20 protein-coding genes and 1 tRNA gene are annotated in these 23,149 nt (G+C 57.6%); 15 read left to right on the forward strand and 6 right to left on the reverse strand.

Going from position 1 to position 23,149, the window contains the following annotated elements:
• Window positions 1–58 precede the first annotated feature (58 nt).
• From B0B52_RS21855 to B0B52_RS21870, 4 genes are all read right to left on the reverse strand, one after another.
• Window positions 59–1,483 carry a UvrD-helicase domain-containing protein gene (locus B0B52_RS21855; protein WP_077595787.1) on the reverse strand — a complete coding sequence of 475 codons (1,425 nt, stop codon included), beginning with the start codon at window positions 1,481–1,483 and terminating at the stop codon, window positions 59–61.
• Window positions 1,470–3,203, reverse strand: coding sequence for an ATP-dependent endonuclease (locus tag B0B52_RS21860; protein ID WP_077595788.1), 1,734 nt, complete (start codon window positions 3,201–3,203; stop codon window positions 1,470–1,472). The genes B0B52_RS21855 and B0B52_RS21860 overlap by 14 nt, the downstream gene beginning before the upstream one ends.
• A gap of 335 nt (window positions 3,204–3,538) precedes the next feature.
• The gene (locus B0B52_RS21865; RefSeq protein ID WP_139352063.1) at window positions 3,539–4,240 is read right to left on the reverse strand and encodes a hypothetical protein; all 702 of its coding nucleotides are present in this window, start codon (window positions 4,238–4,240) and stop codon (window positions 3,539–3,541) included.
• Between the two features lie 50 nt (window positions 4,241–4,290).
• Window positions 4,291–7,290: a tetratricopeptide repeat protein gene (locus B0B52_RS21870; RefSeq protein WP_077595790.1), complete on the reverse strand. Its 3,000-nt coding sequence runs from the start codon at window positions 7,288–7,290 to the stop codon at window positions 4,291–4,293.
• Window positions 7,291–7,663: 373 nt separating this feature from the next.
• Here B0B52_RS21870 and B0B52_RS21875 point away from each other — a divergent pair, with 373 nt between their 5' ends.
• From B0B52_RS21875 to B0B52_RS21895, 5 genes are all read left to right on the forward strand, one after another.
• Window positions 7,664–8,116: a toxin-activating lysine-acyltransferase gene (locus tag B0B52_RS21875; RefSeq protein WP_254425808.1), complete on the forward strand. Its 453-nt coding sequence runs from the start codon at window positions 7,664–7,666 to the stop codon at window positions 8,114–8,116.
• A 284-nt stretch (window positions 8,117–8,400) separates the two neighbouring features.
• Window positions 8,401–8,886: a MerR family transcriptional regulator gene (locus tag B0B52_RS21880; protein WP_077595791.1), complete on the forward strand. Its 486-nt coding sequence runs from the start codon at window positions 8,401–8,403 to the stop codon at window positions 8,884–8,886.
• Between the two features lie 37 nt (window positions 8,887–8,923).
• Window positions 8,924–9,000 (forward strand) — tRNA-Pro (locus B0B52_RS21885).
• Between the two features lie 460 nt (window positions 9,001–9,460).
• Window positions 9,461–11,500 (forward strand): acyltransferase family protein, encoded by a 2,040-nt coding sequence (locus B0B52_RS21890; protein WP_168173610.1) that lies wholly within the window; start codon window positions 9,461–9,463, stop codon window positions 11,498–11,500.
• 220 nt (window positions 11,501–11,720) lie between these two features.
• The gene (locus B0B52_RS21895) at window positions 11,721–12,449 is read left to right on the forward strand and encodes a pseudouridine synthase (RefSeq protein WP_077595813.1); all 729 of its coding nucleotides are present in this window, start codon (window positions 11,721–11,723) and stop codon (window positions 12,447–12,449) included.
• A 92-nt stretch (window positions 12,450–12,541) separates the two neighbouring features.
• On the opposite strand, the gene B0B52_RS21900 is transcribed toward B0B52_RS21895, so the two are convergent.
• Window positions 12,542–13,075 (reverse strand): hypothetical protein, encoded by a 534-nt coding sequence (locus B0B52_RS21900; protein WP_254425809.1) that lies wholly within the window; start codon window positions 13,073–13,075, stop codon window positions 12,542–12,544.
• A 295-nt stretch (window positions 13,076–13,370) separates the two neighbouring features.
• Here B0B52_RS21900 and B0B52_RS21905 point away from each other — a divergent pair, with 295 nt between their 5' ends.
• Window positions 13,371–13,961, forward strand: coding sequence for a molybdopterin-dependent oxidoreductase (locus B0B52_RS21905; RefSeq protein WP_077595794.1), 591 nt, complete (start codon window positions 13,371–13,373; stop codon window positions 13,959–13,961).
• A gap of 83 nt (window positions 13,962–14,044) precedes the next feature.
• Here the strand turns inward: B0B52_RS21905 and B0B52_RS21910 are convergent, their stop codons facing one another.
• The gene (locus tag B0B52_RS21910; RefSeq protein ID WP_077595795.1) at window positions 14,045–14,824 is read right to left on the reverse strand and encodes an alpha/beta fold hydrolase; all 780 of its coding nucleotides are present in this window, start codon (window positions 14,822–14,824) and stop codon (window positions 14,045–14,047) included.
• Between the two features lie 128 nt (window positions 14,825–14,952).
• Here B0B52_RS21910 and B0B52_RS21915 point away from each other — a divergent pair, with 128 nt between their 5' ends.
• The 9 genes from B0B52_RS21915 to glnL all read left to right on the forward strand — a co-directional run.
• Window positions 14,953–15,906: a YncE family protein gene (locus B0B52_RS21915; protein WP_254425813.1), complete on the forward strand. Its 954-nt coding sequence runs from the start codon at window positions 14,953–14,955 to the stop codon at window positions 15,904–15,906.
• A gap of 136 nt (window positions 15,907–16,042) precedes the next feature.
• Window positions 16,043–16,882, forward strand: coding sequence for a polysaccharide deacetylase family protein (locus tag B0B52_RS21920; RefSeq protein ID WP_139352064.1), 840 nt, complete (start codon window positions 16,043–16,045; stop codon window positions 16,880–16,882).
• 5 nt (window positions 16,883–16,887) lie between these two features.
• Window positions 16,888–17,844, forward strand: coding sequence for a sterol desaturase family protein (locus B0B52_RS21925; protein WP_174575514.1), 957 nt, complete (start codon window positions 16,888–16,890; stop codon window positions 17,842–17,844).
• A gap of 116 nt (window positions 17,845–17,960) precedes the next feature.
• Window positions 17,961–18,875 (forward strand): EI24 domain-containing protein, encoded by a 915-nt coding sequence (locus B0B52_RS21930; RefSeq protein ID WP_077595797.1) that lies wholly within the window; start codon window positions 17,961–17,963, stop codon window positions 18,873–18,875.
• 15 nt (window positions 18,876–18,890) lie between these two features.
• On the forward strand, window positions 18,891–19,808 hold the full coding sequence (locus tag B0B52_RS21935) for a molybdopterin-binding protein (protein ID WP_077595798.1): 918 nt from the start codon (window positions 18,891–18,893) through the stop codon (window positions 19,806–19,808).
• Window positions 19,809–19,856: 48 nt separating this feature from the next.
• Entirely contained in the window at window positions 19,857–20,105 is a 249-nt protein-coding gene (locus tag B0B52_RS22620; protein WP_139352065.1) for a hypothetical protein, read from the forward strand.
• The gene (gene glnA / locus B0B52_RS21940; RefSeq protein WP_077595799.1) at window positions 20,044–21,459 is read left to right on the forward strand and encodes a type I glutamate--ammonia ligase; all 1,416 of its coding nucleotides are present in this window, start codon (window positions 20,044–20,046) and stop codon (window positions 21,457–21,459) included. Before B0B52_RS22620 ends, glnA begins: the two co-directional genes overlap by 62 nt.
• A 148-nt stretch (window positions 21,460–21,607) precedes the next feature.
• A complete protein-coding gene (locus B0B52_RS21945; protein WP_077595800.1) occupies window positions 21,608–22,129 on the forward strand; it encodes a hypothetical protein in 522 nt (173 codons plus the stop codon).
• A 27-nt stretch (window positions 22,130–22,156) separates the two neighbouring features.
• Window positions 22,157–23,149, forward strand: a 993-nt coding sequence (glnL, locus tag B0B52_RS21950; RefSeq protein WP_077595816.1) for a nitrogen regulation protein NR(II), incomplete at its 3' end; no start/stop codon positions are given.

Here is a 23,149-nt window from a genome sequence, read left to right on the forward strand (position 1 = left end):
AAATTCGCAGATTTTCTTGGTATCGACAATATGCAGTTATCAATGGTTGGCAACATTGCTAACGACCCGCGACTGGGGTTAGCAAAGGCGTCGACGAGCAAACCACGACACGCCTTGCGCCTCTTGTGAGAGCCACGTAGAGATGCTGCGCAGTCATGCGTTCGGGTTCAAGAATGACCACGACGTCAGCCTCCAGTCCTTTCAGAAGAAGGGTGCTTCCGACGGCGCGCCGGCCCAGCGGCCGCCCCAGATGGCGGTTTCGCTCGCGGGCTTGCATCGCTGCGCCGATGAATCCGCCTTCGCCCCCTGTTGCTCTCAGCGCCGAGATACAGCAGTGCAGCACTTCGGGTCGGTAGACGCGCGCACCGTGTTGGTCTGCCAGCGACTGGAGCAGGTTAACCGAGGTCGTGTGACTGGGCGCCGCTACGAACGTCACGGCTGCGGCTTCTGCAGGTGTCGCGGGCGTGCGGGCTCTGCCGCGCTGTATCGTTTCGACCCGTGCGAGTAAGTTGGCAGTTCCCACACCTGTCATCAGTGAGGTGGCGAACTCTGCAAGTTGTCGCAGCGCGTCGGGACTCGCTACATCGAACTGGCGGGCGAAGTTCACCAGGTCTTTTAGATCTACCGCCTCGACAGACGTGGCGCCCGGCGTCTGCATCGTGAGTTGATTCCGTGCATTGACATTGATGGAGTCGCCAATGATAAGAACGCGGCCGTCTCGGTTTGGCGCTGCTGTCCGGGCGGCGGCCAGTCGCTGCTGCAGTTCCATGCCTTGGGCTAGTTGAACCCATTCGACGCCCCCAGGCGCTCCACGAAGGTCTACCGGTTGGCCGGCTTGCAATAATGCGCGAACCTGAAGTAGCCAAACGCCTAGTGCTTCCATGCCGACGAGGCGCCATCGCCAGGGAGTTTGTAGCGCTCCGATGGGCGGGAATGCTACCTGCGCTTGGTTCTCCCAGTGAACCAAGGGGTCCCGGAAGCCAAATATCGCCTGCATCGGGTCACCAAGAATGCAAGTAGGGAGTGTCTGAGCAATGGAGCAGACGATAGCGTGCTGCGCAGTATTGCAGTCCTGATACTCATCCACCAGCAAGCGCGAGTAAGTTGAGGCAATGGGGTCAACAATGTGACCTGCCTGTAGGAGCTGTTGCACGGCGCCTCGAATCGCTGGGTAGTCGGTGTTCGGGTTGGCCAACTCAAGTACACGCGCATTAAGGCCTGCGCGAAGCGGAAACTTGGTCGCAAGCCGCATCGCGAAACCGTCGATGGTGGACACCCTATATGCCGAACTGGGGACGCTGCCGCGCTGAAGCCTGGCGCGTAGAGCCGTGACTCCAGCGTTGGTGTGCGTCAGCACCAAGACTGGCTTAGCGTCTATGTGCTGGCTGATCGCATCAGCGATGATCTGGGTCTTGCCGCAGCCGGCTGGGGCGGTAACGGAGCCTAGGCGTGCCTGAAAGATGTCGATTTCAGGTGGCGGCACTCGTCCACCTCCACAGCACATTCATAATTTCGACGAAGCCCGGTTCGGCACCTGCTATGTGAGGGCCGACGATATCCTTGGCGATTTCCTGGAAACTGCTCACTGACTTGAACCAGCCGTTCTTGTTGTTGCGAGCGGCAAGTCCCAGCAATGCTCGGCTCGCGGGTGTGTAGCCGCCATTGAGTCGTTCGGCTTCTATGGCATCCAAGGTGACTTGCCCATGCGACTTCGACATGACGTGCTCAGCCATGAGTTCGCGGCCCACCATCTCGTCGGCCTTATTGAGCAGCGCATGCACTGCGTCATTGCTTGAATGGATGAATAACTCATCCTCAAGCGCTAAGCCGGGTCTCCAAGTTAGGTACTGGCCGCCGGCCGCAACGAATCTCTCCACAAGTCCAACGGTTGCAACTGGCTTGTCCGCGTCAACGAAGACGAGGACGCGATAGCCCAACTTGAGGAACACCTCCCCTCGCGTAAAGCATTGATCGGGGCTCCCCCCGCCCGAGTCCACGTATGAGCCTCCGTTTGCCAGGAATGACGTCGCGCCACAGTGAACCCACCATTGGTCCATCCCGCGAGCGAATCCGACTTCGCTAGCACCTTCGCAGACGATCACCGACTTGGACAGGAAGGCTTCAGCCGCCTTGCGCAGCGTGCCCTGGATGCCGTCATCCGCACCAGCGCATGTCGCCGTGTGCGAGCCCAAACCCTGGCGCAAGACAAAAAGCTGGTTACCGGCGAGTTCCCTAAGCGCCACCGGCGAATGGGTTGTCATAAAGACCTGCAGTGGCTCGGCCTCGTCCTTAGCACCGAGTGAGTCGAGCAATCGCATGAGCCGGTGTGGCTCAAGTCCGTATTCGACCTCGTCTACTAGGGCGACCGTGGCTGCCGCCGCTGCGGCCCTTTGCAACCCCGCGACAAGAAGTCGTCCCGAGCCGGTGCCCAGCGACCGCAGAGGAATGCCCGTTGCGCTGTGAAGTGCGATAGCACCATCGCCAATCGACACTGAGTGAGCATCAAGTAGCGCCTGAGCGCTTGCACCGACGGCCACGCCTAAGCCGGTAGCTGTCTGGGTGACCACTTGCAACGTTTGGGCGAGTTGAGGACCAGCCTGCGCACCAAAGGCGGCCCGGGCGGCGCGTCCCGCGCCTGCGAGCTCCAAGCCAAGGTTCGCACGTTCTTCAGTGAGCCGATTCAACACAGAGCCCCTAGCCCAGGAAAGGTTCGTGTTTGCGTAGGTGCCGATTCTGGCTGGTGCCAGGAGACTGCGATCCTTCCATGCCAAAGACCGCTCCAGTTGCTGATGGGCTGCGCGGTCGGAATAGAGCAACCAACTGGGCTCTAGGTCGCTCTTGACCTCGAGCTTCAGCGTCAGAGCCGTTTCCAGGCCCGCGCGCGGCTCGTCTTCAATCTGCCCGGTACCGAAGTTAAATCCGCGAAGGAACTCTCCGTAGGTGTCGATGTTCTTCAGCGCGTCAGGTAGTGCGCCGAGCGTGACCGCAATCACAATGGTCTGGCTGACGTCCAAGCCGAAGAAGTCCGTGTCGCCGAAAGGTGCGCTCCTCCTAGCGCCAAGACATAAATCGATCGCATCGAGGATGGTGGACTTGCCGCTGTCTCCCGGGCCAATAAGACAGTTCACGCCGTTGGACGGTGTCCAGTCGAGCAACTGTATAGATCGGAAATTTCGGATTTCCAGTCGACGGATGCGCGTCATGATTGCTCCCCGTTATTCTTGCAAGCATCCTAACCCGACAGGGAGCTGCCAAACAGATGCGCTGGCACCTTCGGGCTAAAAAGCGAGGTCTTTATCGCTTAAGTAACTGACTATCGATAAGTCAATATTTGCGCTAGTCAGTATTTACGAGTTGTCTTCTGTCGCTTCAATACCATAATTTGCTCTAAAATTGATAGCTGCTCGCGCCCGTGCAATAAGGGCCAATAGCCAAAATGACCAAGAGAAATCCGCCGAGGCGTGTTTTCTGAGACAGCTTGGCTGACTATTTCACATGGACGCAATCCTCAGAGTAGGCAGAGCGACGGGCGGATTCACTATGGATTGAAGAGCCCCCGCGCGGGGTCGAAAGCGATTTTCTTCGTGAAGTCCACCCGGATAGCGCCGGTCTTCAGTTGTTCTTCAAAACGGACAAGTCTCTCGTCCGACCACTGCGACAGCATCGCATTGATGGCGTCCGCGTACGCTTGCTTCTCCGCTTCCGAGAAGTTCGCAGCCACCGAACCATCGATTCCGATAAAGGCTGATGCGCCGAGCACCCTCACGACCGAAGGGTAAAGCCATGCAAAAACTCGGCACTGGGGCCGGTTCTTGTTGAAGTTAACCAGGTCGGTCAAAAAACCTCCATCACAAATTTCACGTCGAGCTTTGGCTGCGATGCGAAGTGCATTGAACTTTGTGCCATCGCACTCGTTCTGCCTGTACAAATCTCCACCTTTTTCGCAGCGCAAGTATTCGCACTGCGGCTTGTCCGACAGCACCGCATTTACGCATACGCCATAGCAGATGTCATGGCGGTCGCAGGAAGCCTTGAATTCGCATGCCAATGGTTTGATCCTGTCCGGAACCAGATAGCTGTTCCATCCGGAGCCGCACCCGTTCGTCATGGGCACGGAAAGGGGCGCGGGTTGTTGAGCTTGCGCGCTCGCACAGACATACAGCATGAAACCGACTACCAGCAAGACCCTTGTGCCCCCTAGCGCGTTGAGGTCCGTAAATAGCTTTCCGAACAGTCTCATATACGTCTTCTCCATAAATTCAGTTTGAATATTGCGTGCTCAAGGTCACCTTATTTGGCGCTGAGCGTCTTTGCGAAAGCTTCCAAGAGCTTCATGGTTCGCGGACTGGGTTCAAACTTTGGCACGCGATTCTCGCAACTCTCCTTACCTGCCGAGGAGACAAATCTTCCTAACTCTTTCATGCCATCTTCCAGCTCGGCGGCTCCCTTCAATCCAGCGACGGCGGCCAATGCTTGATCGACCGCCGTTGAAGTGGTTGACTGCAGCGCGAAGAGCTGATCGAGATATGGCGCGACTCTACACAGGGTGTGCGGATGGGTCTTATGGAAGATGAACTCTCCTTGAGGGCTGAATCCGTTCATCATCAGTACCTGAAAGCCGACTGTCGCATACTCCGTGTCATATCCGGCGGCCTTCAGGCGGTCCTTGGCACACTGATCAGCAAGTGCTTCATTTGCTCGGGCGACCTCGGCTTTTACTTCTCCAAAGGGACGGTGCCTCAAGACGAAGTGACAAATCTCGTGGCCGACGATAAAGGCAAAAGCCTGGTGAACTTCACTGATGTCGTTTGCCACGCTAATGTACTTCGCTCGAACGGGTCGTTGTGTTGCCCTCGCATAGTCCAGGAACTCGAAGAACAAACTTGTGTCCGCACGTGTGGCCCGATCTCGTGTCCTTTCCAGCGCGAGCATTGGCCAAGCGAACATATGTTTAGCAAGGTCTTCGTATTCGCGAATCCAGTGTAGCGCCGACATAAAGTCGTAAAGGGCTCTGACTAGGCCGGTGGTGACCACGATCTCGCTTTCTGAAATGTTGGCGTAGGCTGACGGTTGATTCTCGACGACAACGCGAATTCTTAGCTTTTCCACAAGATGCTTCTCGGCATCCGTCATCTGGTTCCGAAGGCTAGGGAGGATCTGGTTGTTTGCCCAATATCGTGCGATGTTCTGCCATCGTTGGTCGTACGCACCTAGCAGGAACTTCGCCGCTGTCAACTCGTTGCTACTTAGCGGGTCACCCCACGACTTGGTCTGCCGTGTTTGCGCGAGCAGATCCAATGCCTTGCGAATGTCCGCCGGGTTTGGGATCACTCCGATCTGGTCAACTCTGGGAAGTGTTGACGTATTCGGTGGCCGCACGACTAGGCCCATACCTTTAGATGTATCTAGCGGACTGGCGTATAACTGGTAATCGTCTTCCCGCCAACGATCAACGATCGGAAGTAACTGGCCCATCAGGTACCGGTCGATTTCAGCGTACCGCTTTTGAACCGACTTCAATGCTTCTCCCCGCAGCGACTCACCCTGCGGCAGAGAGCGCTGCAGTCGGCCCACTTCTTCCCTGTAGTAGGTAGCAAGTCGGAGCATCTGCTGCTGAAGTTCCTCCTCGTCCACCGTAAACGAGAGTGCGTCTGACGGTTCTCGTCTTTGACTTGTATCGGAAGAGTTGCGCAGCAGCATCAGTACGCGCTCTGCCTCCACGATACGGCCACTGGCAATGAGTAAATCAGCCAAGCCGTCATAAGTGATCTTCAAACGCTCGTCGTATTCACGAAGGATTTGTGAGCTTGGATTCTTGATTTGCTTCCGCCGCACCTCCTCGAGTTGGATCCCCTGCTTGTAGAACAGGCGCGCAATGAATGTGCGTGGGGACCGTTTCCCGCTCTCCTTCCAATGAGAAAACGAGTACCCCAAGTTGGTTGCGGCGTGTGAGTAATCCGGCTGAGCCGCGTAAAACTTGAATCGCTGTAGCAGCGCTTGGTCTTGCTGGCCGCCTGCTTCGAAGAAATAGATGCGGCTGTCGTTCCACGCAGTCAGTTCGTGTACATCCCGGGCCAGTGCCTGCACCAGACCTTCAGCGGTGTTGTAATGCAGCGCAGCTTTTGGAGATTGATTGAGCTGCTGTTGGTAGAGCTGGGCCAGGGAGGTGTGGGAGATGAGTAAGGCCCTGTCCAACGCCATGCTGGACTGGGTCTGCGAGTTGCGAATATTCAACGCTTCGAGGTACTTTCGCTCGGCTTCTGTGTAATTCTTCAATCTCAGCTGAACGAAGCCCTCGGCCTGAAGTACCTCAGCAACCGCAAGCCCCGTCGGCCCTTGCACGGCGATCCGGGCCAAACGGGCCTTTTCATACCACGAGAGAGCCTCGTCGTATTGGTAGAGATTGCTCACGAGAACACCTGCAAGAAGCATCCACTGGACATCCATGGGTTCTGCGCTCGTGAGTTGCTCCCGCAGCTTCAGCGACTGCTTCCAATAGTCCGCTACCTTTGCATCGAGCCCGAACTGTGCGTATGTTTCGCCGATATCCCACAGAAGATCGGCTACCAGCCGGTAATCCGGAGGAGTGGCCGTGCGCGCCACTTCCAGTGCCTTTAGAGAAAAGGCGACTGCTTCATCGAGCTCACCGATGTTTCGGTGCAAGTGCGCGACCGTGCGCAACCGGAGCGGATCCTTGGTTTCGCCCAACTGCTGAGCGACGCGCAGCGCTTCTCGGTTTGTTTGCTGCTTGCCCGCTTGGTCGCCGCGATTGCTTTGCGCGGCAGCCAGCGTGACTAGCGTTGCAAAGACTTCGTTTCGCTGGGCGTCTCCATGAAGCTTATAGATATCGATGGCCTCTGTGAGGCTGGTTGCGCTGAGTTCAAAGTTGCCGAGCGGCCAACCCTCGAGAGTTCCTTTATGACGCAGCGAGCCGGCCAAGCTCAAGTCCTTCGCGCCAAAGAGTTCGCGGCGGATGGCAATTGCTTCTTCGATTTGTTTTAACGCTACTAGCGCACTGCTCCGGCGGTCCGGGGAGTCAATGTGGTGGTTCTCGGACAACCAGTGAAGCAGCCGCGCCATTTGTGCGTTGCGACCAGCGCCCGCTGCGCGCGCATCAACCAGCGCCTTCTCCAGAATTTTTTTTGCGCCTGAGTAGTCGCGCCGGCCTGCCAGTTCGCCCGCTTCCAGAAACGCCTTTTCGACGCGCGCGGTGGCGGCTCCCTCTTGGGCATTGGCAGGTGCAGCCAGGAACAAGGCCAGGCAGACAGCAAATGCATATTTTTTATTCATGTGGCACCCCCTCTTCGCGGCATTATGAGATGGGGGCTGAGGGCGAGCAACAGACGGTTGCCGACGCTTAGTGATAGGGGAACACCGCGCTAATAAGTACTACTACCCGAGGTACGCGGCTTCGCTAATGGAGAAGCGGCTCTCAAATTGATAGCTGCTGGCACCCGTGGAATAAGGGCCAGTGGCAAAAAATCACAAAGACAACTCGCCAAATTGAGTTTGTAAGGACGAAAAGAGATATTGCCGCTCTTAAATTGATAGCTGCTCGCGCCCGTGAAATAAGGGAAAGTGACCAAAACGATTAAGGAAAAGCTCGCCTCGTTCATGAGTCAACCCGACTGCCGAAAGCGGCGCAGCTTTCACTGCTGGCGAATTGCAAGCTTTTACCGCATTGGCCCAGGAGCAAGCCAAAGCCATGCTCAAAAAAGTCCCGCTGCTGGGAGCCATCACCTGGCTCATGATGCAGCAGAGTGGGACAAGGCATACCTTGCTTAGCGAATTGGAGTGGCGCGTTATGCCTGCTCTGATGCTGGAGCAGGCCAAACTTTATCTGCGCGACGAAGCTCCGTTGGCCTATGTATCCTGGGCTAGGCTGTCGGAAGATGCGGCCACTCGTTATCGCACTGCACCGCACCATTTGACGCCTGCCGACTGGAAATCTGGTGAGCAAATCTGGCTGGTCGACGTTTTTACCCCTTTTGGCGGCGCCCAGGAATTGCTTGCAGATATCCGAAAGAACGTCTTCCCGGGGCAGCCTGTATTCCAGCTGGCACCGTCCATGGCGGGCCTGGCCAAAATTCAGCGTTGGGAGCCGATAGGGGGATAGGGCACTTCGCATATTCATGCGAATTTTTGGCAAATTTTCCCGGAATTCGCATCGGCTTTGCCCGTCTGGGCAGGGTTCTTCAGGCTAAGGGAAGCAAGTCCTAACCTGCTTGGTGGCCCTGTGCTTGAGGCTGGGGTTTCGCATTCCCGGTTTTTTCCGACCAAATGGGCGGAAACCGTGCTTGTGCCTAAACAACACATCTGCTTTTTAGCGTTTGTAACTATTTGCACTCAGTTTAGACTTAGAGTAAATTTGCAGCTTCACTTCATAGCGTATTGATTTAATTGGAGAAAACTCTCCCCCCCATCCCCGCCAAGCGTTATTTCACCATCGGTGAAGTCGGCGATTTGTGTGGTGTCAAACCTCATGTGCTCCGTTATTGGGAGCAAGAGTTCACGCAGCTGCGCCCGATGAAGAGGCGTGGCAACCGCCGTTATTACCAGCACCACGAAGTTTTGATGATCCGGCGGATCCGGGATTTGCTGTATGACCAGGGGTTCACGATCAGCGGTGCGCGCAACAAACTGCAGGAAATTGTGCAGTCCGAGCGCGACAAGCGGCGCAACGGTGAGGTCATGCTTGAAGGCGTTGACGTGCTGGAAGGCGGCGACTCCATTCTTGATGACTTTGGGGATTCTGTGGATTTTGAGGACAGCGGATCTGACGCGACGGTAACGCCGGCGGCTGAAGGAAGTTCTGCTCAGCTGCGCTTGCAGCTGCTGCGCCGTGAATTGTTTGAAATTCGGGATTTGCTGAGCTCGACCTACTGAGAGGCCTCCGGCGGGCAAGCTATAATTCGAAGCTCGACGGTGTGTGGCGCAGCCTGGTAGCGCACTTGCATGGGGTGCAAGGGGTCGAAGGTTCGAATCCTTTCACACCGACCAAGAGACAATCTAAAGGCCTTTAAGGAGCGATTCTTAGAGGCCTTTTTCATTGGTAAATCAACCCTCTGTCCTCTAAGAACGTACAAGGGTGTATGTTGACAGGCAGGGGGAACAGGGGGAACATCCGGGGGAACTGCGCAGCCTGCGCGGCCTTTTGGGGGTAAATGTTCCCCCGCTTCCCAGCGTCACGCTTGGCAAGTTGCTACCGCTATCTGCGCGCCGGTCGGTTTGCTTGTCGCAAATGCCAGCGAATAACGTCGCAGTATGGAGCAACGTCTGCACTGGTCCCCATTGGTGGACGCTATCGCAGGCCAGCGAAGCGCTAATCAGACCATGAAGGAGCACTGGGTCTGGCTGGTTGAGAGTAGTTGTACCCTGACAACTAGAATCGAACTCGGCTCGCAGGGAACTGATTCTCGGCGGGATTTAACCAACAAAACGTTTGGCCGGGACGATTTCAGTGACCTTTTCTTTTCTGACGACGTGGAAGCCTCGTTACCTCTTTCAGAACAAAGTTGGAGCATCCCATCCGAAATACCGTCCGGACATAGACGGGCTTCGGGCCATCGCTGTTTCGCTCGTCGTCGCCTTTCACGCCTTCCCTTCAATGGTTGCAGGCGGCTTCATCGGCGTTGACATCTTTTTTGTCATCTCAGGTTTTCTGATATCCACGGTGATTTTTGAGGATCTGGAACAAAGGCGTTTCAGCTTCACGGATTTTTTTGGCCGGCGGATAAGGCGCATTTTTCCCGCGCTCATTCTTACTATGGCGTTATGTCTTGGGGTAGGGTGGTTTTCTCTTTTTGCCAATGAGTATCAGCAACTTGGCAAGCATGTCGCTGGCGGGGCGGGGTTTATATCCAACTACCTGCTCTGGGACGAAAAGGGCTATTTTGACAACGCATCCAATACCAAGTTTTTGCTGCACCTTTGGTCTCTTGGAATCGAAGAACAGTTCTATATCGTGTGGCCGTTGCTGCTTTGGGGGCTCTGGAAGTGCAGGTTCAATGCACAAATTGTCATTGTTTCGCTTGCGGTGATTTCCTTCTACTTGAATACCAAGCAGGTAACGAATGACCTTACAGCGGCGTTTTATTCGCCGCAGACGCGTTTTTGGGAACTGATCGCTGGCGCGGGGTTGGCCTACTTTTGTCTGTATCAAAAGCATCCCCTATTAGCCCGATTTGAGACCGTCAGGGGCCTGTTACGCGAGAAATGGAGCTTGGTGTTACCAGTTTCATTGCCCGTTGTACTGAGTCATCTTCAGTCACTTGTGGGCGTTGCCCTTGTTTGTACAGGCGTTTACTACATCACCGAGAAAGACCTTTTCCCTGGAAAGTGGGCGCTGCTTCCGGTAGTTGGTTGCGTCTTGATAATCGCAGCGGGACCCAAGGCGGTTGTGAACCGGTGGGTGCTTGCAAACCCGCTTCTGGTTTGGATTGGTTTGATAAGTTTCCCGATCTACCTCTTCCACTGGCCTTTATTGACGTTTGCCCGCGTTCTTGCTGAGGGCACACCTCCTATCTGGGTTCGAATTGTCGCGATAGTGGCGTCATTCATTCTTGCGATGCTGACTTATCACTTTGTTGAGAAGCCAGTCCGGCACGGGACCCGACAAAAACCGACCCTTTTGGCATTGACCTTATTGATGCTTGTTTTGGGGGGGATTGGTTATGGAATATTCAAGGCGAATGGCGTTCCCTCAAGGTACTTGAACTCCCCGAACGAGCAGCCCAACCGGTCATGGAAGCTTGAAGGGCCGGGGGTCACCTCTTGCGGTAATTTGGTCGCCTCGGGAAAAGTGACATTTTTTTGTGCAACCACCCCCGAACCCACCGTAGCACTTATCGGAGACAGTCACGCCGGCCACCTCTTTTACGGATTTACGACCAGCCAGCACCCCGTCTATTCGAAGGCCGTTATCGTAGGTGCAGGGGCATGTCAGGCAAGCCTGGGAATGGAATCAACGGACGGCTGCACGGAGCCTGTTGAGGCAGCAGTCAATCTGGCGAAAAATACACCCTCCGTCAAGTTCGCGATTATCGGAGGCTACTTCGGTTTTGTAGACTCATCGGGGTCAGAAAGAAGCGACGAATTCCTAAGAGGGTTTCAGCGCACTATTGATGGTCTAAAACGCGCCAGCAAGCAGGTGGTTTTTATCGTTGATGGTCCGACCTTCAAAGAATCTGCGGAGAAGTGCTACCACCCAGCCATCAAAGTGCGTGAGTGGGCGCGGGATTACCCAAGCTTCTGCAAGGGGGCCACAGCCGCAGACCTCAAAGACAATACGGAATATCTTAAATTTGTTGAACTGCTGCGCCGACGCAACCCTGATGTTTTCTTTTACTCACCCCAAGATGTTTTGTGCCCTGGCGGCGTTTGTATGATCTCTAAAGACACCCAAATACTCTTCGGTGACGACAACCACTTGTCAACATTTGGAAGCAAACTGGTAGCGTCCGACTTGATAAGGCATCTCGAAGCAATACGCAAAAATTGACTCCCGACTACGGGTCTCCGGGGCATTGCGGGGGTACAAACGGGGGTACAAATACGACTTTGATTTTCCGGAAACTAGTATCCATGCGGGTTTCAAGCCATCATTCAAGCGGTTTCACAAAACACAAGTTTGCTAACCCTTTTTTGCTTTCTGCGCTGCCTTGATTGACGTTGCCGTCAAGTTGCGCCGCTACGGCGACAATAGGCCGATGGCAAAAAAAATGCAGTTGCAGAACATTCTTTTTTCTCAGGGCTTTGGCACGCGGCGCGTTTGTGCGGGGCTGGTTCAGCAGGGGTTTGTGGCTGTAGCCGGTGTCTCGTGTGACGATCCTGCTACGGAGTTTGTAGCAGAAGGCTTGCGCTTCACGGTGCAGGGCGTTGACTGGGAATATCACGAGAAGGCTTACCTGATGCTGCACAAGCCGGCCGGGTACGAGTGTTCGCAAAAACCCAGTACCTACCCGAGCATTTACACCTTGCTGCCGGCGCCGATTCGCCAGCGTGGTGGTGGCGCGGCTGCGGGGGTGCAGGCGGTGGGCCGGCTGGACCAGGACACCACCGGTTTGCTGCTGCTCTCGGATGACGGCAAGTTCATTCACCGCATGAGTTCACCCAAGCACCATGTGCCCAAGGTGTATGAGGTAACAGCGAAACACGCGGTGGACGACAAGCAGGTGAGCAAACTGCTGGGCGGTGTGGTGCTGGACGACGATCCGAAACCTGTTCGCGCGGCAGCCTGCGAAAAGACGGGCGAAAACCAGTTGAGCCTGACGCTGACTGAAGGCAAGTACCACCAGGTCAAGCGCATGATTGCCGCCGTGGGCAACCGGGTGGAAGATGTCGGCGGTTTGCACCGCTCGCGCATCGGCTCGCTGGATTTGCCTGCTGACCTGAAGCCCGGCCAATGGCGCTGGCTGACGCCGGAAGACCTGGTCAGTATTTCGGCCTGAGCGTCACTCGGTGCCAAGTGCCGTTTGGGTGACGCGTCAGGGTTTTGTATTCCTTGGTTGATGCGGAGAGCTTGGCACGACTATGCCTTTGCCTATCGCAGTTCGGCTGGGCGGCTGTTGGCCTGTATGAGAAACGAGTCATGCCAGTGATTGGGCATGCTGCTGTGCTCCTCGTTGCTGAGTGTGCGTATGTGGCGCTGTTGCGCAAGCGTTTTTTTCAGGCTGATGCGAGCGACTTCGAGGACCGCTGCTTCGCGTTTGAGGTGCCGGGCTTTTGTAGCTGCTTCGCCGAGAAATTCATTGCGGAGTACCTCCGGGCTCGGCAACATGGAAGGATTGAGCACGGCGTAGGAAATGCCGCATTGCGCCAGTAAACTGGTTTTGAAGCTTCTGACCTTGAGGGGAAGGCCAAAAGACTTGGGAATGTCCACGCAGCCAATTACGTGGCCGTCGGAGGCGCAGACTGAAAATGTGCAGGTGGTGTGCTGGAGCATTTCATACCAATGCAGGCTGTCTTCACTGGCATTGGGCCTGGTGAAACGGGTCACCGGCATCTTGACCAAAACATGGTGATCTTCAAAGGTGTTGATCATCCAGTGCCACACTCGCAGTTCTTCGCTATTCATCAACACTCGTGCGTGCAGGGGCCAGTGTTTGGGAATGCGGCGTTTGCCAAGCTTCATCCATCGCGACCACAATCTGTACCATTCAGATAGACCAGATAGACGTCCTATCTGGGACTGCTCTGCCGGTGACCATTCTGAGTTGCTGAGCATGACGAACTCCTTTGGTTGTTACGAGTTATTACAATATGCGCCTTTTTGGGTACTTTGGCTTGAGATTTCTCAAGATTTTTTGGGATTTGTTACTAAATTAGTTTTGAAGCAGCGTGTAAAACTAGCGGAAAAGAGGAGATAGATCATGGATAGACGAGCACTTATGGGTGTGGCCGCATGGGGCGCTGTCGCTTTGCCTGAGTTGGCGCAAGCCGTGCCGGCCTCCAAGGCTCTTCGCGGCCCGATCCTGTTGACCGTCAGCGGGCAGATCGGCGCCGGCAATCGCGGTGCGTTTGATCCTGCGTTCGACCAGATGATGGGCAAGCAGAAAATCTCGTTCGACAGGGCGCAGGTGTTTGACTTTGTCGCGCTCACGGCCCTGCCGGCGGTCACCATCGAGCCGACGCTGGAATACGACGCCAAGCCGCACCGCCTCAAAGGCCCTTTGCTGATGGACGTGATGAAGGCCAGTGGCGTGAAGGTCACCAGCAAGACGACCTTGTTTTTGCGTGCGGTGGATGGTTACGCTGCCCAGGTTTCTGCCTCCGATGTCGCCAAATACCGCTTCATCGTCGCCACTCACCTTGACGGCCGGCCCATGGCGCTGGGTGGCCTGGGGCCGCTCTGGGCGGTCTATGACGCGGACCGCTTCGCCGACATGGCGGCCAAACCGTTGCCCGCCCGTTTTGCCTGGTGCCCCTGGGCCACCTACCATATCGAGGTGAAGGAGGGCTGAGTGCGTTGGCTCGAATTTCTTCGAGTCAATTCAGCCTCTGGCCAACGCGTAATGGCTATTGTTTGCTATCAAAAGCAGAGCATTCAGGCGATGCGTTGAAGGAAGCCGGCGACGGCTTTCAGCGTTTCCTCGGGTTGGTCGCGTTGTGGCGAGTGCCCGCACACTGGCAGCCTGAGCTGTTCCGCGTGCGGCACCGCAAGCGCAAGCTCGTCGAGTTGTGCCATGGTGCCGTATTCGTCGTCCAGCCCCTGAATGGCCAGCAATGGCGCGCTGATGCGGCTGCACTCGCGCCGAATGTCAAAGCTTCTGAAAGCCTGCGATAACCAGACGTCGTTCCACTGCCAGAAGGCACTGTCGACGTCCGCGTGGTGCCGGGCCAGGCGCTCACGCAGGCCGCCTGACTCGAATGCAACGGTGGCCTCAGCGATGGCTTGCACCGCCACGTCTTCCACCCTCAGGTGAGGCGCCATGACAATCGCCGCGCTGACCGGATGCCGGCTCGCGTGCAGCAAAGCGATGGTCGCGCCGTCTGAATGGCCGAGCAGCACGGGCTTTTCGATACTGTGGGCGGAGAGCAAAGCCGGCAGCACCTCCCAAGCCTCGTCGTGCATATAGTCAGGCAGAAGGCGCCCGGCGCCTCTCACTTCGGGAACGCTGTCCGAGCGCCCATAACCGCGCCGTGAATAAACCAGGCCGGCCCGGCCAGTTGCCGCGCAAACGGCTGCCGGCCAGTTTTGGCCGCGCTGGGTCCACAGGCTGACCGAACCCAGGCCTTCGTGCAAAAACACAATCGGCGCGAGGGCAGTCGAACCAGCGATGGACTGCAGCTCCAGGCGGGTGCCGGAAATCTCGACGAAATGCATCAGGCCATCGTAAGGGATGTAAGCGCGCGGGGATGCTGGCGCGTTAGGAAGTGCCCCCCCGCTACACTTGCCGGTTGCCTGAAGAAAGTCGTTTCGTGAATTCCCCCCTTCGTTTTTTTGTTTTTGCGCTGTGTTTGCATCTTGGCGCGGCGGCCGTGCCAGTCCGGGCCCAACCGACACCGCTTTTTGTGCTCAATTCCCTGGACGCCAGTGTCAGCGTGATCGACCCCGTGAAGTGGCTTGAAGTCAAGCGCTTCGCCACGGGCAAGGAGCCGCACCACCTGTACCTGACACCCGACGAAAAGTCGATGATCGTGGCCAATGCACTGTCGGATACCTTGACCTTTGTCGACCCCAAGACGGCGGAAATTCAGCGTGTGGTGCGCGGCATTGTCGATCCTTACCAGCTACGCTTTTCGCCCGACATGAAGTGGTTTGTCACGGCGGCCAACCGGCTCAACCACATTGACGTTTACCGCTGGGACGGGACTGACATCACGCTGGTCAAACGCGTTGCCACCGGAAAAACCCCCAGCCATTTGTGGATAGACAGCAAAAGCACCACGGTGTACGCCACCATGCAGGACAGCGATGAGCTGATCGCCCTTGACCTGGCGAGCCAGACCCTCAAATGGCGCACCGCTACCGGATCGCTTCCAGCTGATGTGTATGGCACCGCTGACGACAAGTTCATGCTGGTGGCCCTGACGGGCGGCGACGCGGTCGAGGTCTACGACGTCAGCGGCAAGCAACCGCTGCGAAGCCGGGTAATCAAGACCGGCGCGGGCGCGCACGCATTCCGCGCGCTCGGCGACGGGCGCCACCTGCTGGTGAGCAACCGCGTGGCTAACAGCATCAGCAAGATCGACCTGCAAACCTTCGCCGTGGTGGACAGCTTCCCGGCGCCGGGCGGGCCGGATTGCATCGAGGTCTCGCGCGATGGCAAGCTGATTTACGTCACCTCGCGCTGGGCCCGCAAACTCACGGTGATCGACGTCGCCAGCCGCAAGGTGGTGCAGCAGGTCAAAGTTGGAAAAAGCCCCCATGGCGTCTGGACACTTGATCACGCCAAGAGACAGTGAGCCCCTAGGGTTGGAGCCCCCACGGTCGCTCACTGCGAGCCTGCGGCGGCTCCCTGCCCCTTGCACGGTAAAAGGGGCCGCTGCGCCTGCGGCCCGGCAAAGCCGGTTCCGCGGCCCCTGCTTGACGGGGCGCTCATTGCGAGTGCTTCTCGCTATTGTTTTGGTAGCTGCTAGCGCCCGTACGGTGTGGGCAAATGGCTGTTTTGATGCTCAAGGTCAACCGGGAAAGCCGATTTACCTGACACTGGACACCGGCCACATGGAAGTTGCGCCGCTGATGGCGGACATCCTGAACAAACATCAGGTGAAGGTCACTTTTTTTGCCGCCAACGAGCGCACAAAAACCGGTGACGGCAGCCTGGGTAGTCATTGGGCGCCATGGTGGAAGGCGCGCGCGGCCGAGGGCCATGAATTCGCCTCCCACACCTGGGACCACAGCTACTGGCGAGCCGACCTGCGGCCGGCGGCAGGCGGGCCGACGCAGTTCCGGATCAAACCCTCGGCCGGCCCATCTGAAGGCCGGGAGTTCACATGGACGGCCGCGCAATACTGCGAGGAGGTCGGCCGTGCCAGCGCGCGGCTGGAGGCCATCACGGGCAAGAAGCCGCTGCCGTTGTTCCGGGCACCGGGCGGCAAGACCTCGCCTGCCTTGCTGGCAGCAACCAAAGCCTGCGGTTATGAGCATGTGGGCTGGTCGCCCGCCGGTTTTCTGGGTGATGAATTGCCTAGCGATAAATACCCCAACGACGCGCTGCTGAAAAAAGCATTGCTGGGCATCCGGCCCGGCGACATCCTGCTGGCCCACCTGGGCATCTGGTCGCGCCAGGACCCGTGGGCACCCGCCGTGCTGGAGCCGCTGATTGTGGGGCTGAAAGCGCGCGGCTTCTGCTTTGAAACGCTGCGTGAGCATCCCCGGTACAAGGCGTGGATTGTTAATGCCGCGGGCGCATCGGCTCCGGCCCGGACGGCAAAATAAACATCATGGACGTCCTGACAGACCTTTTTTCAACGGCGCAGCAGTGGCTATTCGAGGCAGCGGTACAGCCGGTGCTGTTTGCGCTGGGCATGGGCAACTTGCTGGAAGACGGCTACGAAGCCACGGCCTGGTTCATGGTCGGCGTCATCCAAATCGCAATACTTCTGGCTGTGGTCGGTCCGCTGCAGCGCTGGCGGCCCGTCGAGCCAGTGACCGACCGCGCCACCATCCGTACGGACATGCTCTACACCGTGATTCATCGACTCGGCCTGTTTCGCATTGCGCTTTTTTTTACCCTTGATCCGTGGTCTGACGAGGTCTTTGGTGCGCTGAGAACAGCCGGTTACGGCACCTTTCATCTGGACCAGATCTGGCCCGGCGTGACGGACGGCGCGGTGGTGAGCTTCCTGGTTTATCTGGTGGTTTTTGATTTCCTGGGCTACTGGATTCACCGCGGCCAGCACCAATGGTCGCTGTGGTGGCGCCTGCATTCCCTGCACCATGCACAGCGGCAAATGACGATGTGGAGCGACAACCGCAACCATCTGCTTGACGACATCCTGGTCGACACCCTTATGGTGATTGCGGCACAGCTTATTGGTGTGGCGCCCGGCCAGTTCATTGCCCTGGTTGCGCTGACGCAGCTCAGTGAGAGCTTTCAGCACGCCAACCTGCGGCTCTGGTTCGGCCGCATCGGCGAGCACCTGTGGGTCAGCCCGCGCTATCACCGCCTGCACCACAGCATTGGCATTGGCCATGAATCGGCCGGCAAAGGAACGCTGGGCGGCTATAACTTTGGGGTGTTGTTGCCTTGGTGGGACGTGCTTTTTGGCACCGCCAATTTCGAGCATCGCTACGACCCGACGGGCATCCGCGACCAGGTTGAGCAGGGCCGTGACTACGGGAGCGGCTTCTGGGCGCAGCAATGGCTGGGCTTTAAACGCCTGTTTGGTCGTGCTTAAATGATCATTGCCAGTGCGAAGGCTAAGCTTGAGGGCTGGCTTTTCGACGGGCGCTCCGGGGAAAACAACCCTCTCGGGGTACAACGTATGACTTGTAGTGAAAGCGTGGGGGCCACATGAGCAAGCTTCTCGATTCCTTCTGGCGCGCGGTGATGTACTGCATCCACCCCCGGGTGATTGCGTTGTCGGTGCTGCCGCTGGTCATCATGGTGGTCATTTCCCTGGGGCTGGGGTATTTCTACTGGGACGCAGCGCTGGCGGCGGTGCGTTCCGGCCTGGAAAGCTACGAGTTGCTCAACACCATGGTGCGCTGGCTCGAGGGCTTGGGTCTGGGCAACCTGCGCGTGGTTCTGGCGCCGGTTCTGCTGCTGTCGTTGGCCATCCCGGTCATTGTGATTGTTGCGTTGCTGTTTGTTGCGCTGTTGATGACGCCAGCCATGGTGGCCTTGGTCGCCGAGCGCCGCTTTCCGCTGATGGAGCGCAAAAAAGGCGGCTCGCTGATCGCCAGCCTGTTCTGGTCACTCAGCTCCACCGTGCTGGCCGCCATTGCGCTGATCATCTCGATTCCGCTGTGGTTGATTCCACCGCTGATACTGATCCTTCCGCCGCTGATTTGGGGCTGGCTGACTTACCGCGTGATGTCTTACGACGCGCTGGTGGACCACGCAAGCGCCGGGGAGCGTCGCGAGATTTTCCGGCGGCACCGCGCCAGCCTGTTGGGCATCGGCGTGCTCAGCGGCTACCTGGGCGCCGCCCCCAGCCTGATCTGGGCCTCTGGCGCCATGTTTGTGGCGGCGGCGCCTGTTCTGGTGCCGGTGGCCATCTGGATCTACACCCTGGTATTCGCCTTTTCTTCGCTCTGGTTTGCCCACTATTGCCTGGCGGCCCTGGACCAGCTTCGCAAGGAAAATAATGCCCTGGCCCCCGATCCGCTTGCGCAGGATGCTATTGAAACGATAGCGGACGAATTGCTTCCTCAAAACCCACCCGGGCCTGCCCCGCGCTTTGGGGCGCCGGGCTCTTTTTCCTGACCGTTCCGTTTTTCCATGACTCCACACTTCGGCCTCATCATCATCGGCGACGAGATTCTTTCCGGAAAACGCGCCGACAAACACTTGCCCAAAGCCATTGAACTGCTGGCCGCACGCGGACTGCAGCTCAGTTATGCCGACTATGTGGGGGACGATCCTCGGCGCATCACCGCTACGCTTGCGCGCGCTTTCGAGGCGGCGCGCGAATCGGGTGACGTGGTGTTTTCGTGCGGGGGCATAGGTGCCACGCCGGACGACCACACCCGCCAGTGCGCTGCGGATGCGCTGAGTGTCGGCCTGGCGCTGCACCCCGAGGCCGAACGCCTGATCCGTGAACGCATGCAGGACATCGCCAGGGAGCAGGGCGTGCCCTACGAGCCTGACCGGCATGACAACATCCATCGCCTGAACATGGGCGTGTTTCCAGTGGGCGCGGAGATCATTCCCAACCCCTATAACAAGATCCCCGGTTTCAGCTGCTTCGTGGACGCCGAAATCAAGCAGGGGCCGCGGAACGGGCTTCGCCCGGCCGCAGGCGCAGCGGCCCCCCCGGGGGGCAGGGAGCTACACGCAGTGAGCGACCGTGGGGGCGTTCACTTCCTGCCTGGGTTTCCAGTGATGGCCTGGCCGATGATCGAATGGGTGCTGGATACGCACTACGCCGGACTGCACCAAAAATTGGCTTACAGCGAAAAATCTGTGATCGTGATGGGCTCGATGGAGGCGGCGCTGACGCCGCTGATGCTGGACATCGAAGCCCACCACAGCGGCGTCAAGGTGTTCAGCCTGCCCAGCGTGGACCACCCGGACTACGGCCGGCACATCGAGCTGGGTGTCAAAGGCACGCCTGAGGCGGTCAACGCAGCCTATCCGGCGTTGCTTGCCGGCCTGCACACCTTTAATGCCAAGCTCGGCCCTGAATTAGTGCGTTGAAGGATTGCACCAATATGGTGCATTTCATCGTGGCACTTTTATGGTGCCTTGCCTTCCAACTTCTTTTCTGACTTCTTTTCGGGTTTTGCAGGGTTGCCCGCGCGAAATCCGGGCCCGGATGACGGCACAATCCAAGGCTTGGCTGTAAAACACCCCGAAGGGCGTTTGGCACAAAAAGTGCATCCAGCCATGCCGAAACAATTTTTTAACCACCATCCAGCAACAGGAGATTCTGATGGCAAAGACCGTCGCAGACGTCATGAAAATGGTCAAGGAAAACGAAGTCAAGTTTGTTGACTTCCGTTTTACCGATACCCGGGGCAAAGAGCAGCACGTGACCGTGCCGGTGTCCCATTTTGACGAAGATAAATTCACCTCGGGCCACGCGTTCGACGGTTCTTCCGTTGCAGGATGGAAGGGCATTGAAGCTTCCGACATGTTGCTGATGCCTGATCCAAAAACGGCCAACATTGATCCGTTCTTTGAAGAAACCACCGTCTTCATGAGCTGCGACGTGCTTGAGCCCAGCGACGGCAAAGCATATGACCGCGACCCGCGCTCCATTGCGCAGCGCGCCGAGGCTTACCTCAAGTCTTCCGGCCTGGGCGACACCGCTTATTTCGGTCCCGAGCCAGAATTTTTCATCTTCGACGACGTGCGCTGGAACACCGACATGTCGGGCACTTTCTTCAAGATTGAAGAATACGAAGCCCCATGGAATTCGGGTAAAAAACTCGAAGGCGGCAACCGCGGCCATCGTCCCACCGTCAAGGGCGGCTACTTCCCGGTTCCCCCGGTTGACAGCACGCAGGACATGCGCGCCGAGATGTCCCTGATCCTCGAATCCCTGGGCATTCCGGTTGAGGTGTTCCACCACGAAGTGGCCGGCGCCGGCCAGAACGAAATCGGCACCAAGTTCAGCACGCTTGTCCAGCGCGCCGACTGGACGCAGATGCTCAAGTACGTGGTGCAGAACGTCGCCAATGCCTACGGCAAAACAGCGACCTTCATGCCCAAGCCCATCGTTGGCGACAACGGCTCCGGCATGCACGTGCACCAGTCGATCTGGAAAGACGGCAAGAACCTGTTTGCCGGTGACGGTTATGCAGGCCTGTCTGATTTCGCCCTGTACTACATCGGCGGCATCATCAAGCACGCACGCGCACTGAACGCCATCACCAACCCCGGCACCAACAGCTACAAGCGCCTGGTTCCTGGCTATGAGGCGCCAGTCAAGCTGGCTTACTCGGCGAAGAACCGTTCGGCCTCCATCCGCATTCCTTACGTCGCCAATCCAAAAGGCCGTCGCATTGAAGCGCGTTTCCCCGATCCACTGATGAACCCCTACCTCGGCTTCTCTGCCCTGATGATGGCTGGTCTGGACGGCGTGGAAAACAAGATTCATCCCGGCGAAGCCGCAACGAAGGATCTGTACCATCTGCCGCCTGAGGAAGATGCAAAAGTTCCAACCGTTTGCCACAGCCTGGACCAGGCGCTGGACGCACTCGACGTCGGCCGCAGCTTCCTGACCAAGGGCGGTGTGTTCACCGACTCCATGATCGACGCCTACATCGAACTGAAAATGGGTGAAGTGACGCGTCTGCGTCAGGCCACACACCCCATCGAGTTCGAAATGTATTACTCACTGTAAATTTTTACAGTCTGTGGTCAAAAAAGGACGGCTTAGGCCGTCCTTTTTCATTTGCCGGCATGGTTATTTGTTGCCGGATTTTGCTTTTTGACACCTTTGCAGGATACTCACAGACCGTCCTTGCCCTAACAGGCGCTTGGGGTTACGCATGAAACCTACAGTACTTCTTTCAATTTCAGTCGTCTTTTTTGCCAGCAGCGTTTCCAGTGCCTTTGCGCAGGAACGGATCTACCGTTGTGTCGGCAAGGAGGGCAAGACGCCCGAGTACATCAACAACGCCAAGGATGCCCAAGCGCGGGGGTGCAAGCAGATCGAAGGCGGCAACGTCACTGTGGTGTCTGGATCGCTGGGTGCCCGGCCCGCTGCAGTACGTGTTGCAGCGGCGGCGCAGGCGTCGCCTGCATCGAGCAACGAAGAGCAGCGAGCGCGTGACAGCGATACACGTGGCATCCTTGAAACGGAACTGCGCAAAGCCGAAGCCAGGCTTGCCGAGCAGCAAAAAGAGTTCAACAGCGGCCAGCCGGAAAAGCAGGGCATCGAGGGGCGCAACTACCAGCGTTATCTCGACCGCGTCGCCGAGATGAAAGAAAGCATTGCGCGCAACGAGAGCGATATTGCCGGCCTGAAGCGGGAAATCTCTCGTTTACCGCCCAGCACCACACGGCAATAAGCTTTTCTTCCTGCGTTCTGCGTCAGAATAGGTGGCTTGAAAAAGCCCAATCTTTTTGCCTCCGCCCCGGTTTCGGTCGTCTCCCGCTTCCAGTCCTTTGACCTTCTGGCCACGCTGGTCGCCGTGGTGCGCACCAACGGTGTGGTCGTATTTGCCAACGCAGCCCTGGAAGATGCCCTGGGTACCTCGCGCCGGACCATCGAAGGCTCACAACTCCCCGACTGTTTTACCGAGCCGCACATCCTGCACAACGCGCTGGAAGGCGCAGGGAGCAACGAGTTTGCCGCGCTGCGGTATGACGCCTGGCTCAAGCCTCTGAATCGCGAGCCCATGCCTGTGCATGTAGTGGTGGCTCAGACGGATACCCCCGGGGAAGCGATTGTGGAGTTGCTGCCACTGGAGCAGCAAGCCAAGCAGGACCGGGAAGAGCGCCTGATCGACCAGGCCCAGGCCAACAAGGAGTTGATTCGCAACCTGGCGCATGAGATCAAGAACCCGCTGGGCGGCATCCGCGGTGCGGCCCAGTTGCTGCAGATGGAGATTCAATCCCGGGAGTTGACCGAGTACACACAGGTCATCATCCACGAAGCCGACCGCCTGCAATCGCTGGTGGACCGGTTGCTGGCACCGCACCGTCGGCCCCACCTTGTGGGCGACGTCAATATCCACGAGGTATGCGAACGCGTCCGCTCGCTGATTCTGGCGGAGTTTCCCCGTGGCCTGCGCGTGATGCGGGACTACGACATTTCGATTCCCGATTTCCGCGGTGACCGGGAGCAGCTGATCCAGGCGGTCCTCAATATTGCGCATAACGCCGCGCAAGCGCTAGCCGAGCGTATTGCGGGGGGCGACGCGGAGATCATTTTCAGAACAAGAATTGCCCGGCAGGTAACTTTTGGCAAGCAGCGTTATCGCCTGGCATTGGAATTGCATGTTATGGACAATGGACCGGGTGTTCCGGACTCCATCAAGGACCGCATCTTCTATCCCCTGATCTCGGGGCGGGAAGGTGGATCGGGG

Origin of the sequence: Polaromonas sp. A23 (assembly GCF_002001015.1) — a bacterium.
GTDB lineage: Bacteria > Pseudomonadota > Gammaproteobacteria > Burkholderiales > Burkholderiaceae_C > Polaromonas.

Coding starts and splice junctions, on each gene's coding strand:
- B0B52_RS21905 (WP_077595794.1), top strand. CDS start 13,371: ATGGATAGACGAGCACTTATGGGTGTGGCCGCATGGGGCGCTGTCGCT.
- B0B52_RS21945 (WP_077595800.1), top strand. CDS start 21,608: ATGAAACCTACAGTACTTCTTTCAATTTCAGTCGTCTTTTTTGCCAGC.
- B0B52_RS21925 (WP_174575514.1), top strand. CDS start 16,888: ATGGACGTCCTGACAGACCTTTTTTCAACGGCGCAGCAGTGGCTATTC.
- B0B52_RS21895 (WP_077595813.1), top strand. CDS start 11,721: ATGCAGTTGCAGAACATTCTTTTTTCTCAGGGCTTTGGCACGCGGCGC.
- B0B52_RS21930 (WP_077595797.1), top strand. CDS start 17,961: ATGAGCAAGCTTCTCGATTCCTTCTGGCGCGCGGTGATGTACTGCATC.
- B0B52_RS21870 (WP_077595790.1), bottom strand. CDS start 7,290: ATGAATAAAAAATATGCATTTGCTGTCTGCCTGGCCTTGTTCCTGGCT.
- B0B52_RS21935 (WP_077595798.1), top strand. CDS start 18,891: ATGACTCCACACTTCGGCCTCATCATCATCGGCGACGAGATTCTTTCC.
- glnA (WP_077595799.1), top strand. CDS start 20,044: ATGGCAAAGACCGTCGCAGACGTCATGAAAATGGTCAAGGAAAACGAA.
- B0B52_RS21865 (WP_139352063.1), bottom strand. CDS start 4,240: ATGAGACTGTTCGGAAAGCTATTTACGGACCTCAACGCGCTAGGGGGC.
- B0B52_RS21860 (WP_077595788.1), bottom strand. CDS start 3,203: ATGACGCGCATCCGTCGACTGGAAATCCGAAATTTCCGATCTATACAG.
- B0B52_RS21900 (WP_254425809.1), bottom strand. CDS start 13,075: ATGAATAGCGAAGAACTGCGAGTGTGGCACTGGATGATCAACACCTTT.
- B0B52_RS21910 (WP_077595795.1), bottom strand. CDS start 14,824: ATGCATTTCGTCGAGATTTCCGGCACCCGCCTGGAGCTGCAGTCCATC.